The sequence below is a fragment of the Nocardia sp. NPDC102475 genome (assembly GCF_055584605.1).
In genome coordinates this window covers 1-15,149 of the sequence record NZ_JBVJLS010000013.1, presented here as the reverse complement: position 1 = coordinate 15,149, position 15,149 = coordinate 1, and the positions used below count along the sequence as shown (strand labels likewise).

Genomic DNA, 15,149 nt, shown 5'->3' with positions numbered 1-15,149 from the left:
GCCAGTACGGATAACGAGAGGAAGCACCGTGACGCAACCGTCCGCGATCGATGACATTCTGGCCGAGCACGCGGGCCTGGAAACGCAGCTCGCCGATCCGGCGCTGCACAACGATCCGGGTGCCGCCCGCCGGGTCGGCAAACGGTTCGCCGAACTGGCCCCGATCATGGCCACCTACAACAAGCTGAAGTCCGCCCGCGACGATCTCGCCGCGGCGCAGGAACTCGCGGCCGACGACGCGTCCTTCGCCGCCGAGGTGCCGGACCTGGAACAACAGGTCACCGAGCTGGAGCAGACACTCGCGGATCTGCTGGCCCCGCGCGACCCGCACGACGGCGACGATGTGGTGCTCGAGGTGAAATCCGGTGAGGGCGGTGAGGAATCGGCGCTGTTCGCCTCGGATCTGGCCCGCATGTACGTCCGCTATGCCGAGCGGCATGGGTGGAAGGTCGAAATTCTCGATGTGAACGTCTCCGACCTGGGCGGCTACAAGGACGCGACCATCTCCATCAAGAGCCGCGACGCCGCGCGCGACGGTGTCTGGTCCCGCTTCAAATTCGAGGGCGGCGTGCACCGCGTCCAGCGGGTTCCGGTGACCGAATCGCAGGGCCGCATCCACACCTCGGCGGCCGGTGTACTGATCTACCCGGAGCCCGACGAGGTCGAAGAGGTACAGATCGACGAGTCGGATCTGCGCATCGACGTCTACCGCTCCTCCGGCAAGGGCGGCCAGGGCGTCAACACCACCGACTCCGCGGTCCGCATCACCCACCTGCCCTCGGGCGTCGTGGTGACCTGCCAGAACGAGCGTTCTCAGCTGCAGAACAAGGCCCGCGCCATGCAGGTGCTCGCGGCTCGACTGCAGGCGCTCGCCGAGGAACAGGCCGATCAGGAGGCCGCCGCGGGTCGGGCCAGCCAGATCCGCACCGTGGACCGCTCCGAGCGCATCCGCACCTACAACTTCCCGGAAAACCGCATCACCGATCACCGCATCGGTTTCAAGGCGCACAACCTCGACGCCGTACTCGACGGTGATATGGACGCACTCCTGGATGCCCTGGGCAAGGCCGATCGCGAAGCCCGAATGGCCGCGGAGTAAGTACGGTTCGGGCAGAGTCGACGCTATGTCCATGACGCGTGTGGCGTTGCGCCCCGCCATCAACCAGGCAGTCGAAACTCTCCGGTCGGCGGGCGTGCACAGTCCGCAGGCCGATGCCGAGCATTTGGCCGCCCACCTGCTCGGTGTCGATCGGACCCGGCTGGTGCTGACCCCGCTGGTCGCGCCGGAACTGCTCGAGGACTATCGAGCGCTGGTGGACCGGCGCGCGCAGCGAATTCCGCTGCAGCACCTGACCGGCACCGCGGCGATCGGCGAAATCGAACTCGCGGTCGGCCCCGGCGTCTTCGTGCCCCGTCCCGAGACCGAGTTGCTGTTCGCCTGGGCACTGGCGCAATTGGAGGCGCTGCCGCACGATCACACACCGGTCGTCGTCGATCTGTGCACCGGTTCCGGTGCGCTGGCACTTGCCATTGCACAGGCCCGCCCGGATGCGGACGTGCACGCGATCGAAATCGATCCGGCGGCCCTGCGGTGGGCGCGCCGCAATGCCGATCTGCGCATTGCCGAGGGCGACACCCCGATCACCCTGTACGCCGACGATGTCACCGATCCGAATCTGCTCACCGAATCGAACGGTGCGGTCGATCTCGTCGTCGCCAATCCGCCATACATTCCCGAAGGCGCCGAACTCGATCCCGAGGTCGCCGATCACGATCCGCATCTGGCCCTCTTCGGCGGTCCGGACGGGCTGGACGTCATCCGTCGGATGATCCCCACCATCACCCGTCTGCTGCGCTCCGGCGGCTCCTGCGCCATCGAACACGACGACACCAACGGCTCCGATCTCGCCGCTCTGCTGGCCGAACAGGGTGACTTCACCGACATTGTCGAGCATCCGGACCTCGCGGGTAAGCCCCGCTTCGTCGCCGCGACTCGGGCTTGACCCGGCGACCATGGGATCGAACCAACCCCGCCGATGGTGGCATCGAGTGGCACGCGTGACAGGATGGTGGCCGTGAGTACCGTCTACGACTGCGCGGATCCCGACTCGCGCGCCGCCGGACTGACCGCGGCCACCAGTGCCCTGAAATCCGGCCGGCTGGTCGTACTGCCGACCGATACCTTGTACGGCCTGGCCGCGGACGCGTTCGATTCCACTGCGGTGAGCGATCTGCTCGCCGCCAAGCGGCGTGGTCGCGATATGCCGGTACCGGTGCTGGTCGGCTCCTGGCACACCATCGATGGTCTGGTGTTCTCGGTGCGCCCGCAGGCCCGCGAGCTGATCCGGGCATTCTGGCCCGGTGGGTTGAGTCTCGTTGTGCAGCAGGCGCCTTCGCTCGCCTGGGACCTGGGTGACACCCGTGGCACGGTCATGCTGCGGATGCCGCTGCACCCGGTCGCGCTGGAACTGCTGCGCGAGGTCGGCCCGCTCGCGGTCTCCAGCGCCAATGTCTCCGGACAGCCGCCCGCCAAGACCGCCGCCGAGGCGCGCGATCAGCTCGGTGATCTGGTCGGCGTCTATCTCGACGGCGGCCCGGCCGAACATGCGATCGCGTCCACCATCGTCGACCTCACCGCCGATCAGCCGCGGATCCTGCGCGCGGGCGCGGTTCCGGTCGGCGATATCGCCGATGTGCTCGGAATGTCCCCGGAGGCGCTGACCAGCGTCGCGACGCGGTGACCTCGGGACGCAGTGATCAGATGGCGGATCAGATAAACGGATGATCGGTTCGGGTGCGGTAGTTCCTTTGCGCGAGCTGCTGCTCGTGCTTCTCATCTCGGGCACGGTGACCTTCCTGGCCACCGGTGGGATTCGGGTGCTCGCCATCGCCTTCGGTGCGGTGGCTGTGCCGCGCGAGCGCGATGTGCACGTCAAACCGATTCCGCGAATGGGCGGCGTCGGCATGTACGTCGGGGTGGTCGCCGCGGTGCTGTTCGCGCACCAATTGCCCGCGCTGCGAAGGGGGTTCGATTACGCGCCGGATATTCCGGCGGTGCTGGTGGCGGCCACGCTCATCGTGCTCGTCGGCATCGTCGACGACCGCTGGGGCCTGGACGCGCTGACCAAATTCGCGGGTCAGGTCACCGCCGCCGGTGTGATGGCGGTGATGGGCCTGAGCTGGTACGTCATATACAACCCGTTCAATGACACGACAGTGGTGCTGGACGCGCTGCAGGGCGGCCTGGTCACGGTCGGCATTACGGTGACGCTGGTCAACGCGATGAATTTCGTCGACGGACTCGACGGCCTCGCGGCCGGGTTGGGTCTGATCTGCGCGGGTGCGGTCTTCGTGTTCACCGTCGGCCTGCTTTACAGCCAGGGCGGTTCGGTCGACACATATCCGCCTGCCCTGCTCGCCGCCGCGCTGGCTGGCGCCTGCATGGGATTTCTGCCACACAACTTTTCGCCCGCCCGGATATTCATGGGTGATTCCGGATCGATGTTGATCGGGCTCATGTTGGCCGCGGTGTCGACGGGCGCCTCGGGCCGAATCAATTTGGCGGGCTACGGACCTCGCGACATCGTCGGTCTGCTTTCGCCGCTGCTGCTCGTCGGTGCGGTGATGTTCATTCCGGTATTGGATCTGCTGTTGGCGATCGTGCGCCGGGTTCGGGCCGGTGTGAGTTTCTCGACACCGGACAAAATGCACTTGCATCACCGGCTGTTGCAGATCGGACATTCGCACCGTCGCGTTGTGCTGGTGATCTATTTGTGGGTCGGTGTGCTCGCCTTCGGTGCCGTCGGCACTTCGCTGATCCATGACCGCCGGATTGTGGTGTTGATGATGGCGGGCGGGCTGGTTTTCGCGCTGGTGGTGACCGCTATACCGGGCCTGCGGCGCAAAGAGCCCGCGGATTCGTAAAGCAAGCTCCAGGTAAAGTTCGGGTCGTGAGGGAGCGAAGCGAGCGAACCATGAACACAGCGTCCAGAGGAACGACGGAGCCGAGCGCCAGCGAGGCGCAGTCGTGAGTCTCATTAACCCTGTCCCCGGTCCCGACGCCCCGCTGAAGGCGGCGCTGCGCTACGGCGTGATCGGTTTGGCCGTGTTGGTGGTGGTTTCGGTGGCCATCGCCTCGGCCGTCGCGGGCCTGTCCGGACTCTGGGGCGCACTGCTCGGCGCGGCCATCGGCGGCGGCTTCATTCTCACCACCGCGGCCGTCGTGCTGTTCGGCGCGAAGCTGCCGGCGAGCACCGCGGGCCTGGTCATGTTGGTGAGTTGGGTGGGGAAGCTGCTGGTCGCGATGATCGTGATCGCGGTGCTGCAGCGGTTCGACTTCTACGACCGGATGGCACTGTTCCTGACCGTGGTCGGGTCCTTGCTCGTCGTGCTCGGCGCGGAGACGTATGGCGTTCTGCGGCAGAAGGTTCCGTACGTAAACGTACCGACCGGTGAGTCCGATTTGCCCTCTGCGCAGCAATAATCGCCCCCACCTACACGCTGTCGTAGATAACTTGGTAAAGTGTTGGTAAGCAAGCGACCAAGCAAGGGGGGATCACCGAGATCCCGCCAACTGCCGCTATGCTTACTGCCGTGCCGGGCTCCGAGGGGTTCCGGTTCTGCATGTCGACGAATGTCGCCGACACTACGTACAGACGCCCGCGCGGGATGCCGCACAGCTGCTGACGAATTTCGAGCCGACCTGAGTCGACCCAATTGATCGTCAATGTCCGATCGAACCGCGGGAATGACCGTACCCGCGGCCCGAACACGGGAGAGAACGCTGAGCGTCACCACTTTGGCGGGCGAGTTCCACGCGCCATCGCTGTCCGACTTCTTCCCTCCAGCAGTGCTGTTCGAGGGTACGCCGTTCGAACTCGACCGTTTGATGCTGATCCGGCTGGTGATGACCGCCGCATTGGTGCTCGTCATGGTGCTGGCATTCCGCAATCCTCGCATCGTCCCGCGTGGTCTGCAGAACATCGCCGAAACCGGTTTGGTCTTCGTCAAGGACCAGATCTGTGAGGAGGTGCTCGGCAAGGAATCCGGTCGCAAGTACTTCCCATTGATCGCGACGATCTTCTTCGCGGTTCTCTTCCTCAACTTCTCCGGCATCATTCCGGGGCTGAACATCTCGTCGAACGCCCGAATCGGCATGCCGCTGGTGCTGGCCCTCATCGCGTACCTCGCATTCAACTTCGTGGGTATCAAGAAGTACGGGTTCGTCACCTATATGCGCAGCAGCATCGTCGTTCCGAATGTTCCGCCCGCATTGCACGTGTTGCTGATTCCGATCGAGTTCGTCTCGACGTTCATCCTGCGTCCGTTCACGCTGACCGTCCGACTCATGGCGAACATGCTGGCCGGCCACATCATGCTGGTGCTGTTCTTCAGCGCTACCTGGTTCTTCTTGTTCGACGCCGCGGCCTGGATGAAGGTGTTCTCGCCGTTCTCGCTGCTGGCCGGACTCGGGTTCACGCTGTTCGAACTGCTGGTCATCTTCCTGCAGGCCTACGTTTTCGCGCTGCTGACCGCCGTTTACATCGGACTCGCACAACACGCCGATTCGCACTGACCGCACACCTACCGGATATCTGCTGCACCACGCCGACCGGCGGGTGAGCAAAAGAAAGGGAATGGAAGACTCATGAGCCTCGCGTACCTGGCCCAGGAAGCCGCCACCACCACCGAGAAGTTCAAGGGCTTCGGCGCCATCGGCTACGGTCTCGCCGCCATCGGCCCCGGCATCGGCGTCGGCATCGTGGTCGGTAAGGCCATCGAGGGCATCGCCCGGCAGCCCGAGCTCCAGGGCACCATCCGTACCAACATGTTCCTCGGTATCGCGTTCACCGAGGCCCTCGCCCTGATCGGCCTTGTGGCCGGCTTCATCTTCTGAGATTGCTATGAGCACGCTTTCTATGCTCGCGGCGGAGACAGGGGAGGACATCAATCCCCTCATCCCCGAGACCTACGACATTGTCTGGTCGGTGGTCTGCATTGCGATCGTCGGCGCCATTTTCTACAAGTACGTCATCCCCCGCCTTATCAAGGTGTTGGATGAACGTGCGGACAAGATCGAGGGTGGAATCCAGCGGGCCGAGGCCGCGCAGGAAGAAGCCCAGCTGACGCTGCAGCAGTACCAGCAGCAGTTGGCTGACGCCCGGCTCGAGGCCGCGCGCATCCGTGAGGACGCACGCACCCAGGGCCAGCAGATCCTCGCGCAGATGCGCGCGGAAGCACAGGCCGAAAGCGACCGCATCGTCGCCGCCGGTCACAGCCAGCTGGAAGCACAGCGCCAGCAGATCCTGACCGAGCTGCGCGCCGAAGTCGGCAAAACTGCCGTCGATTTGGCCGAAAAGATTATCGGACAGTCGGTTTCGGACGAAGCTAAGCAAGCGGCCTCGATCGACCGGTTCCTGTCCGAACTCGATCAGTCGGATGCCGGCATCGGGGTCGGAAGGTAGCGACGCGAAAGTGAGAAGCATGTACGCAGCGAGCCGCGAGGCAAGCTCCCGGGCACGGGAGGCACTTCGGGCCGCTCTGACCGGAAGCGACAGTGTTGCGGCCACAACGGGGTCGGAACTGTTCGCCGTTGTCGCCGTGCTGGATGACCAGCGTTCGCTGCGTGTTGCGCTCGCGGACGTGTCGGTGCCCGGGTCGGCGCGCGCCGAACTCAGCGAGCGGGTCTTCAGCGGCAAGGTCAGCCCCGCCACCCTGGCGGTGCTGACCACCGCGGTGGCCCAGAACTGGTCGCGCACCGCCGATTTGGTCGACACCCTGGTGTTGCTCGGCCAGGAGGCGTTGCTGGAGTCCGCCGCCGACAGCGGACGACTCGGGGCGGTCGAGGACGAATTGTTCCGGCTCGGCCGGATCATCGGCGACAATCCCGAACTGGAGCAGGCACTTTCGGATCGTGCGAAGCCCGCAGCGGCCAAGCGCGAACTGATCGACCGGCTGCTCGCGGGCAAGACCGAGACCATCACCCAGACCCTGGCGGAACAGGTGGTCACCCGGTCGACGAATATCGGCGGCGCATTCGGCGAGTTGTCCGATCTCGCGGCCGCGCGGCGCGATCAGATCGTCGCGCATGTGCGTGCCGCGGTCGCGCTGACCGACCAGCAGCGCGACCACCTCGGGGCGTCGTTGCAGCGCATCTACGGCAAGCCGGTCACGGTGCACGTGCAGGTCGATCCGAGTCTGCTGACCGGCGTCGTGGTGCAGGTCGGCGACGACCTGATCGACGGCAGCGCCACCGGCCGCTTGGAACGGCTGCGTCGGGCTCTGGCCTGACGACCCACCACCCCCGACATCCAGACCAGACAGCGAGAGCAGGAAGACTATGGCGGAGCTGACGATCTCCACCGATGAGATCCGTAGCGCGATCGAGAGCTACACCCAGAGCTACACCCCGGAAACCTCCATCGAAGAAGTCGGCGTGGTAACCGACTGCAGTGACGGCATCGCGCACGTCAGCGGCCTGCCTTCGGCGATGGCCAATGAACTGCTCGAGTTCCCGGGTGGTGTGCTCGGCGTCGCGCTGAACCTCGAGGACCGCGCGATCGGTGCGGTCATCCTCGGCGAGTTCGCGGAAATCGAAGAGGGCCAGCAGGTTCGCCGCACCGGCGACGTGCTCTCGGTCCCCGTCGGTGACAAGTTCCTCGGCCGCGTGGTCAACCCGCTCGGTCAGCCGATCGACGGCCTCGGCGAGGTCGAGGCCGAAGAGCAGCGCGTGCTGGAGTTGCAGGCCGCGTCCGTGCTGCAGCGTCAGCCGGTTGAGGAGCCGCTGGCCACCGGCATCACCGCCATCGACGCCCTGACCGCCATCGGTCGTGGTCAGCGTCAGCTGATCATCGGCGACCGCAAGACCGGTAAGACCGCGGTCTGCATCGACGCGATCCTGGCGCAGAAGGCGAACTGGGAGACCGGCGACCCGACCAAGCAGGTTCGCTGCATCTACGTCGCGATCGGTCAGAAGGGTTCCACCATCGCGGGCGTGAAGACCGCGCTGGAATCGCACGGTGCGATGGAGTACACCACCATCGTCGCGGCCCCCGCCTCGGACTCGGCCGGCTTCAAATGGCTTGCGCCCTACACCGGTTCGTCGATCGGCCAGCACTGGATGTACCAGGGCAAGCACGTCCTGATCGTGTTCGACGACCTGACCAAGCAGGCTGAGGCGTACCGCGCCATCTCACTGCTGCTGCGTCGTCCGCCGGGTCGCGAGGCGTATCCGGGTGACGTCTTCTACCTGCACTCGCGTCTGCTGGAGCGTTGCGCGAAGCTGTCCGACGAGATGGGCGCCGGCTCGATGACGGGTCTGCCGATCATCGAGACCAAGGCCAACGACATCTCGGCGTTCATCCCGACCAACGTCATCTCCATCACCGACGGCCAGGTCTTCCTCGAGTCCGACCTGTTCAACAAGGGTGTCCGTCCGGCGATCAACGTCGGTACCTCGGTCTCCCGTGTCGGTGGCGCCGCCCAGACCAAGGGCATGAAGAAGGTCGCCGGTTCGCTGCGTCTGGAAATGGCGCAGTACCGCGAGCTGGAGGCGTTCTCCGCCTTCGCCTCCGACCTCGACGCCGCCTCGCTCGCACAGCTGGAGCGCGGTGCCCGCTGGGTCGAGTTGCTCAAGCAGGACCAGTACTCGCCGGTTCCGGTCGAAGACCAGATCGTCTCGATCTTCCTGGTCGACGCCGGCTACTTCGACTCGGTTCCGGTTGCCGACATCCGTCGCTTCAACGTGGAACTGCTCGAGGATCTGCACCGCAGCGCGGCCGACGCCTTCAAGTCGATCCAGGGCGGCAAGGTCCTCGACAACGAGAACGGCGATGCCATCAAGGCGGCCACCGACAAGTTCAAGCAGGGCTTCCTCGCTTCCGACGGCTCGCGCGTCGTGAACGAGGCCGCCGCCGGTGAGCTCGACCATGAAGAGGTCGAATCGCTGTCGGTGACCCGCAAGCACGTCGAGAAGTAATCGAGCCCGCTGATGCGTTATTCGATCCGCAGCATGAGCGACGGGCACGGAGGCGGTAGCTTGCGTAACCACGCAGTGCCCCGGGAATGCTGCAATCCGACACCGTCGAATGAAGGGAGTGTGAACCGCTGATGGCAAGCTTGCGTGAATTGCGCTCCCGCATTCGTGGTGTGAGTTCGATCAAGAAGATCACCAAGGCCCAGGAGCTGATCGCGACCTCGCGAATCTCCAAGGCCCAGGCCAGGGTTGCGGCCGCGAAGCCGTTCGCCGAGGAGATCACCAAGGTCCTCGGCGAACTCGCGAGTGCGTCGACGAATCTGTCGCACCCGCTGCTGACCGAGCGGGCCAACCCGCGCCGCGCCGCCGTCCTGGTGATCACCAGTGACAGCGGCATGTGCGGTGGCTACAACTCCAACGTGCTCAAGCGCGCCGAGGAGCTCATGGTCACCCTGCGTGGCGAGGGCAAGGAGCCGGTGCTGTACGTGATGGGCAATAAGGGCCTCACGTACTACACCTTCCGGAATCGGCCGGTGGTCAACGCGTGGACCGGGTTCTCCCAGCAGCCGAAGTACAACGATGCCACGGCCGCGTGCCACCACCTGGTGGACGCGTTCATGGCGGGCTCCGAGGCTGAGGTTCCGGCCCCGAACGGGGTGGGCAATATCGAGGGCGTCGACGAGTTGCACATCGTGTACACCCGTTTCGTCTCGATGCTGACCCAGACCCCCGAGGTGCGTCGCCTGGCGCCGATCCAGGTCAGCTATGTCGACGAAGACTACGACATGGGTGAGGACAGCTTCACCGACTCGCCGACCGCGGAACTCACCGCGCAGTACGAGTTCGAGCCCGATGCCGATGTGCTGCTGGCGGCGCTGCTGCCCAAGTACATCAACACGCGCATCTACTCATCGTTGCTCGAGGCAGCGGCATCCGAGTCCGCGGCTCGGCGCACCGCAATGAAGGCAGCCACCGACAACGCCAACGAACTGGCCAATGTGCTTACCCGGCAGGCGAATTCGGTGCGGCAGGCCCAGATCACGCAGGAAATCAGCGAAATCGTCGGCGGCGTGAACGCGCTGGCTTCGAGCTCGGACCGCGACTAAAGGCGCAGGAAGAGAAAAATGACCGCAGCAGTCACACAAGAGAGCCGGACCGGCGCGAAAACAGGTCGCGTCGTCCGCGTCATCGGCCCCGTCGTGGACGTCGAGTTCCCGCGGGGTTCCATCCCTGAGCTGTTCAACGCTCTGCACGCCGAGATCACCCTGACCTCGGTGGCCAAGACCCTGACCCTCGAGGTCGCCCAGCACCTCGGTGACAACATCGTGCGCACCATCTCGATGCAGCCCACCGACGGTCTGGTCCGTGGCGCCACCGTCACCGACACCGGCAAGCCGATCTCGGTGCCCGTCGGCGACATCACCAAGGGCCACGTGTTCAACGCCCTCGGCGACTGCCTCGACACCCCGGGCCTCGGCCGCGACGGCGAGCAGTGGGGCATTCACCGCAAGCCTCCGTCATTCGACCAGCTCGAGGGTAAGACCGAGATCCTGGAGACGGGCATCAAGGTCATCGACCTGCTGACCCCGTACGTGAAGGGCGGCAAGATCGGTCTGTTCGGTGGTGCCGGTGTCGGCAAGACCGTTCTGATCCAGGAGATGATCACCCGTATCGCGCGGGAGTTCTCCGGCACCTCGGTGTTCGCGGGCGTCGGTGAGCGCACCCGTGAGGGCACCGACCTGCACCTGGAAATGGAAGAGATGGGCGTCCTCCAGGACACCGCCCTCGTCTTCGGCCAGATGGACGAGCCGCCGGGCACCCGTATGCGCGTCGCGCTGTCGGCCCTGACCATGGCCGAGTACTTCCGTGATGTGCAGCACCAGGACGTGCTGTTGTTCATCGACAACATCTTCCGGTTCACCCAGGCCGGTTCCGAGGTGTCGACCCTGCTCGGCCGCATGCCTTCGGCCGTCGGTTACCAGCCCACCCTGGCCGACGAGATGGGTGAGCTGCAGGAGCGCATCACCTCGACCCGTGGTCGGTCCATCACCTCGCTGCAGGCCATCTACGTGCCTGCCGACGACTACACCGACCCGGCCCCGGCGACCACCTTCGCCCACCTCGATGCGACGACCGAGCTCTCCCGCCCGATCTCGCAGAAGGGCATCTATCCGGCCGTCGACCCGCTGACCTCGACCTCCCGCATCCTGGAGGCCTCGATCGTCGGTGCGGAGCACTTCCGGGTCGCCAACGAGGTGAAGCGGATCCTGCAGAAGTACAAGGAACTGCAGGACATCATCGCCATCCTCGGCATGGACGAGCTCTCCGAAGAGGACAAGGTCCTCGTCGGCCGGGCCCGTCGTCTGGAGAAGTTCCTCGGCCAGAACTTCATCGTGGCCGAGAAGTTCACCGGCCAGCCGGGCTCCGTGGTGCCGCTGACCGACACCATCGAGGCGTTCGACCGCGTCTGCAAGGGCGAGTTCGACCACTTCCCGGAGCAGGCGTTCAACTCCTGCGGTGGTCTCGACGACGTCGAGGCGGCCGCGAAGAAGATCGCCGGAAAGTAGTCACCCATGGCGGAGATGTCAGTTGATCTGGTCGCCGTCGAACGTTTGCTCTGGTCCGGCCAGGCGACGTTCGTCAGCGCGCAGACCACCGAAGGTCAGATCGGCATCATGGCGGGTCACGAGCCGCTGCTCGGCCAGCTGGTCGAGGGCGGCATCGTGAGCATCGTGCCCACCGAGGGTGAGCGGATCACCGCGGCGGTGCACGGTGGGTTCTTCTCGGTGACCGCGACCTCGGTCCGGGTGCTGGCCGAATCCGCGGAGTTCGCCGATGAGATCGACGTCGAGGCGGCCCGTCGGGTGCTGGCCGACGCCGATGCCTCCGAGGAAGCGAAGATCGCGGCCCAGGGCCAGGTGCGCGCGGTCGAAGAGGCGAAGGCGTAGTACCGCAGCAGGATTGGGTATGACCCGATAGCACGGCGCTGTCGGCGGCGAAGGTATTCGCCGCCGACAGCGCCGTTTCCGGCTTCGAACGTTCAAAGACAAGGCCAAGCCATTTGTAAACTCGGGGCCGTGGTTGAATGGCCGCACGCGGTGTGAGCATCAGGCCCGGAGGCGGTAGCCTGCGTAACCACGGAGGCCTGCGAACACCGCCAATCGAATACCGTGTCGTCGACACGGCGGCGGAACGAAGGGACGAACGGCATTGCAGACCGGGATGGTTCTCCTGATCATTCTGGTGCTCACGCTCGTTCTGTTGGCGTTGGCCTCCACCTACCGGCTGATCATGCTGCGCCGCGGCGGCACCGCCGCGATTCTGCGGGTGCTGCCCGCGCGCGGCGGTCAGGGGTGGCGGCACGGCCTGATTCGATATGACGAGGATCGCCTCGTCTTCTACAAGCTCTCCAGTCTGAAACTGGGCCCCGACTCCACCATTCGACGCCAGGGCATCGAGATCGGTGATCGGCGCGGCCCGCGTGGCGATGAATACGACATCATGACCGATGAGATCGCGGTGACCGCGGTTTCCGATAATGACGGCAATTACGAATTGGCCCTGGACCGCGGCTCATTGGCCGCCTTCCTCTCCTGGGTCGAATCCCGGCCCTCGGATCGCACCCGTCGGCTGCCCGGACTCTAGGCTGAACTCGTGAATGTGCACCTGACGCGGATCTATACGCGGACCGGCGACGACGGGACGACCGGTCTCAGCGATTTTTCGCGGGTGGCCAAAACCGATCCGCGGCTGGTCGCCTATGCCGACTGTGACGAAACGAACGCCGCCATCGGTGTAGCCGTCGCGCTCGGCGACCCCGCCCCGGAGTTGCTGAAGGTATTGCGCCAGGTGCAGAACGATCTGTTCGATGCGGGCGCGGATCTTTCGACCCCGGTGGTCGAGGAGCCGAAGTATCCGCCGCTGCGCATCACCCAGCCCTATATCGACCGTCTCGAAGCCTGGTGCGATGAATTCAATGCCGATCTGCCCGCACTGAATTCGTTCATTCTGCCCGGCGGTACGCCGCTGGCCGCCCTGCTGCACACTGCTCGTACGGTGGCCCGGCGGGCGGAGCGTTCGGCATGGGCCGCGGTGCAGGCGCATCCGGACGATACGAATATCCTTCCGGCCAAGTACCTGAACCGCCTCTCCGACCTGCTGTTCATCCTCAGCCGTGTCGCCAACCCGGGCGGTGACGTGTTGTGGAAGCCTGGTGGCGAACAAGGTGGTTCGTGAACCGTCCGATCCGCACCGACACGCGCAAAAGTTGCTGGACACCCCGAAAGTCGTCCCAGCTACCTGGATATAACCCCGGCACTGCTACCACCGGACCGCAACGCAACTATCCTTTGCACCAACAGTGCGCCGAATACGCGGAGAGGCGGCATGGAACGGTTTTTGGTTACTGGCGGGAATCGACTCGTCGGTGAGGTCGCGGTCGGGGGTGCCAAGAACAGCGTCCTCAAGTTGATGGCGGCTGCATTGCTGGCCGAAGGCACGACCACCATTACGAACTGCCCGGACATCCTCGATGTGCCGTTGATGGGTGATGTGCTGCGCGGCCTCGGCTGCGACGTCACGATCGACGGGTCGGTCGTCACGATCAACACGCCTGCGGAGCCCAAGTACCACGCGGATTTTCCGGCGGTTACGCAGTTCCGCGCTTCGGTCTGTGTGCTCGGTCCGCTGATGGCGCGGTGTAAGCGCGCTGTTGTCGCCCTGCCCGGTGGTGACGCGATCGGTTCGCGGCCATTGGATATGCATCAGGCGGGTCTGCGTCTGCTCGGCGCGACCAGCGAAATCGAGCACGGTTGTGTGGTCGCGCGCGCCGAAGAACTACAGGGTGCGCGGATCAGGCTGGACTTTCCCTCGGTGGGCGCTACCGAGAACATCCTCATGGCGGCGGTGCTGGCCGAGGGGGAGACGGTGATCGATAACGCGGCCCGGGAACCCGACATCGTCGATCTGTGCAACATGCTTGTTCGGATGGGAGCGCGGATCAGCGGCGCGGGTACCTCGGTGCTCACCATTCAGGGGGTCGAGCGGCTCGCGCCGACGACGCACCAGGTGATCGGCGACCGGATCGTCGCCGCGACTTGGGGGATCGCCGCGGTGATGACCATGGGCGATGTCCGGGTCACCGGTGTGAACCCCAAGCATCTGTCCCTCGTGCTGGACAAGCTGCGCTCGGCCGGTGCGCGTATCTCATTCGAACCGGATGGTTTCCGGGTGATCCAGGCTGATCGGCCGCGCGCGGTGAATTTCTCGACGCTGCCTTTCCCCGGATTCCCGACCGATCTGCAGCCGATGGCCATCGGTCTGGCCGCGATTGCGGACGGCACCTCGATGATCACCGAGAACATCTTCGAGGCGCGGTTCCGTTTCGTGGAGGAGATGATCCGGCTGGGCGCCGACGCGCGGACGGATGGGCATCACGCGGTGGTGCGCGGAATTCCGCGGCTGTCGAGTGCGCCGGTGTGGTCGTCGGATATTCGGGCCGGCGCCGGTTTGGTACTTGCCGGTCTGGTTGCCGATGGCACTACTGAGGTGCACGACGTCTTCCATATCGACCGCGGCTACCCGAATTTCGTCGAGCAGCTGCAGGCGTTGGGTGGTCAGGTGGAGCGAGTCGGCGCCGCGGATTGATCATGTGAACGGAAGGCGACGATCACCTCTTGTCGAAAACCGTTCCTGACCAGGCGATTTGACATCGTGCACACCGACACGTAACTTTATTCGAGTCAGAGCGACACGGACACCGACCCGGGGCCCACGCGCTGAGCCGAAAGGCTGGGCGAAGGACCAGGGAAACGAGGTAGGACGTTGAGCGCCTGACGATCACACTAGCTCGAACGAGACCCCGATTTTGAATTGGGTTCACGGCTGAGCTAAGCTGGATAAGTTGCCTCACCGATCGACCGGGGTCAAACCCGCTAGATGGTGTGTGCGTGTGTTCTTTGAGAACTCAATAGTGTGTCGATGAATGTCAGTGCCAAATATTTTTTGGTTCCGGTCCTTTCATACCCCCGTATGGTGAGGGCTGGATATTTAGTCAGCAAATACTTTTTGCTGGCGTTTGATTTTGCCAAGGTTTTCGGACTCTGGTTAATTCTTCTGATTGCGCCCTCTTTTTGGGGGTGTGGTTGAGAGTCTTCAACGGAGAGTTTGATCCTGG

Annotated in this window: 17 protein-coding genes; 16 read left to right on the top strand and 1 reads right to left on the bottom strand. The window is 64.7% G+C overall.

The window, feature by feature from the left end:
* Positions 1–28: 28 nt before the first annotated feature.
* The 16 genes from prfA (at position 29) to murA (ending at position 14,620) form a co-directional block, all read left to right on the top strand.
* Positions 29–1,099, top strand: a complete 1,071-nt coding sequence (gene prfA / locus ACZ60G_RS23260; protein ID WP_465812183.1) for a peptide chain release factor 1 — start codon at positions 29–31, stop codon at positions 1,097–1,099.
* A 31-nt stretch (positions 1,100–1,130) separates the two neighbouring features.
* On the top strand, positions 1,131–2,003 hold the full coding sequence (gene prmC / locus ACZ60G_RS23255) for a peptide chain release factor N(5)-glutamine methyltransferase (RefSeq protein ID WP_465812551.1): 873 nt from the start codon (positions 1,131–1,133) through the stop codon (positions 2,001–2,003).
* Between the two features lie 72 nt (positions 2,004–2,075).
* Positions 2,076–2,741: an L-threonylcarbamoyladenylate synthase gene (locus tag ACZ60G_RS23250; RefSeq protein ID WP_040687133.1), complete on the top strand. Its 666-nt coding sequence runs from the start codon at positions 2,076–2,078 to the stop codon at positions 2,739–2,741.
* A 40-nt stretch (positions 2,742–2,781) separates the two neighbouring features.
* Positions 2,782–3,924 carry a glycosyltransferase family 4 protein gene (locus ACZ60G_RS23245; protein ID WP_040687108.1) on the top strand — a complete coding sequence of 381 codons (1,143 nt, stop codon included), beginning with the start codon at positions 2,782–2,784 and terminating at the stop codon, positions 3,922–3,924.
* A 103-nt stretch (positions 3,925–4,027) separates the two neighbouring features.
* Positions 4,028–4,483, top strand: coding sequence for a hypothetical protein (locus tag ACZ60G_RS23240; protein ID WP_465812181.1), 456 nt, complete (start codon positions 4,028–4,030; stop codon positions 4,481–4,483).
* A gap of 243 nt (positions 4,484–4,726) precedes the next feature.
* Complete coding sequence (gene atpB / locus ACZ60G_RS23235) at positions 4,727–5,575, top strand: F0F1 ATP synthase subunit A (RefSeq protein ID WP_465812179.1); 849 nt, start codon at positions 4,727–4,729, stop codon at positions 5,573–5,575.
* Positions 5,576–5,647: 72 nt separating this feature from the next.
* Positions 5,648–5,896: an ATP synthase F0 subunit C gene (locus tag ACZ60G_RS23230; RefSeq protein ID WP_063047767.1), complete on the top strand. Its 249-nt coding sequence runs from the start codon at positions 5,648–5,650 to the stop codon at positions 5,894–5,896.
* Between the two features lie 7 nt (positions 5,897–5,903).
* Positions 5,904–6,464, top strand: a complete 561-nt coding sequence (locus ACZ60G_RS23225) for a F0F1 ATP synthase subunit B (RefSeq protein ID WP_364393234.1) — start codon at positions 5,904–5,906, stop codon at positions 6,462–6,464.
* 19 nt (positions 6,465–6,483) lie between these two features.
* Positions 6,484–7,290, top strand: a complete 807-nt coding sequence (locus ACZ60G_RS23220) for a F0F1 ATP synthase subunit delta (protein WP_465812177.1) — start codon at positions 6,484–6,486, stop codon at positions 7,288–7,290.
* A 49-nt stretch (positions 7,291–7,339) separates the two neighbouring features.
* Complete coding sequence (gene atpA / locus ACZ60G_RS23215; RefSeq protein ID WP_465812176.1) at positions 7,340–8,977, top strand: F0F1 ATP synthase subunit alpha; 1,638 nt, start codon at positions 7,340–7,342, stop codon at positions 8,975–8,977.
* A gap of 131 nt (positions 8,978–9,108) precedes the next feature.
* A complete protein-coding gene (locus ACZ60G_RS23210) occupies positions 9,109–10,080 on the top strand; it encodes a F0F1 ATP synthase subunit gamma (RefSeq protein WP_327095760.1) in 972 nt (323 codons plus the stop codon).
* An 18-nt stretch (positions 10,081–10,098) separates the two neighbouring features.
* On the top strand, positions 10,099–11,541 hold the full coding sequence (atpD, locus tag ACZ60G_RS23205; protein ID WP_063047772.1) for a F0F1 ATP synthase subunit beta: 1,443 nt from the start codon (positions 10,099–10,101) through the stop codon (positions 11,539–11,541).
* 6 nt (positions 11,542–11,547) lie between these two features.
* Positions 11,548–11,922, top strand: a complete 375-nt coding sequence (locus tag ACZ60G_RS23200) for a F0F1 ATP synthase subunit epsilon (protein WP_040687139.1) — start codon at positions 11,548–11,550, stop codon at positions 11,920–11,922.
* Between the two features lie 274 nt (positions 11,923–12,196).
* Positions 12,197–12,619 (top strand): DUF2550 domain-containing protein, encoded by a 423-nt coding sequence (locus ACZ60G_RS23195; RefSeq protein ID WP_040687141.1) that lies wholly within the window; start codon positions 12,197–12,199, stop codon positions 12,617–12,619.
* Positions 12,620–12,628: 9 nt separating this feature from the next.
* The gene (locus tag ACZ60G_RS23190; RefSeq protein ID WP_465812174.1) at positions 12,629–13,210 is read left to right on the top strand and encodes a cob(I)yrinic acid a,c-diamide adenosyltransferase; all 582 of its coding nucleotides are present in this window, start codon (positions 12,629–12,631) and stop codon (positions 13,208–13,210) included.
* A 150-nt stretch (positions 13,211–13,360) separates the two neighbouring features.
* Positions 13,361–14,620, top strand: coding sequence for a UDP-N-acetylglucosamine 1-carboxyvinyltransferase (gene murA, locus ACZ60G_RS23185; RefSeq protein WP_387294049.1), 1,260 nt, complete (start codon positions 13,361–13,363; stop codon positions 14,618–14,620).
* 287 nt (positions 14,621–14,907) lie between these two features.
* On the opposite strand, the gene ACZ60G_RS23180 is transcribed toward murA, so the two are convergent.
* Positions 14,908–15,149, bottom strand: a 242-nt coding sequence (locus ACZ60G_RS23180) for a hypothetical protein (RefSeq protein WP_465812173.1), incomplete at its 5' end; no start/stop codon positions are given.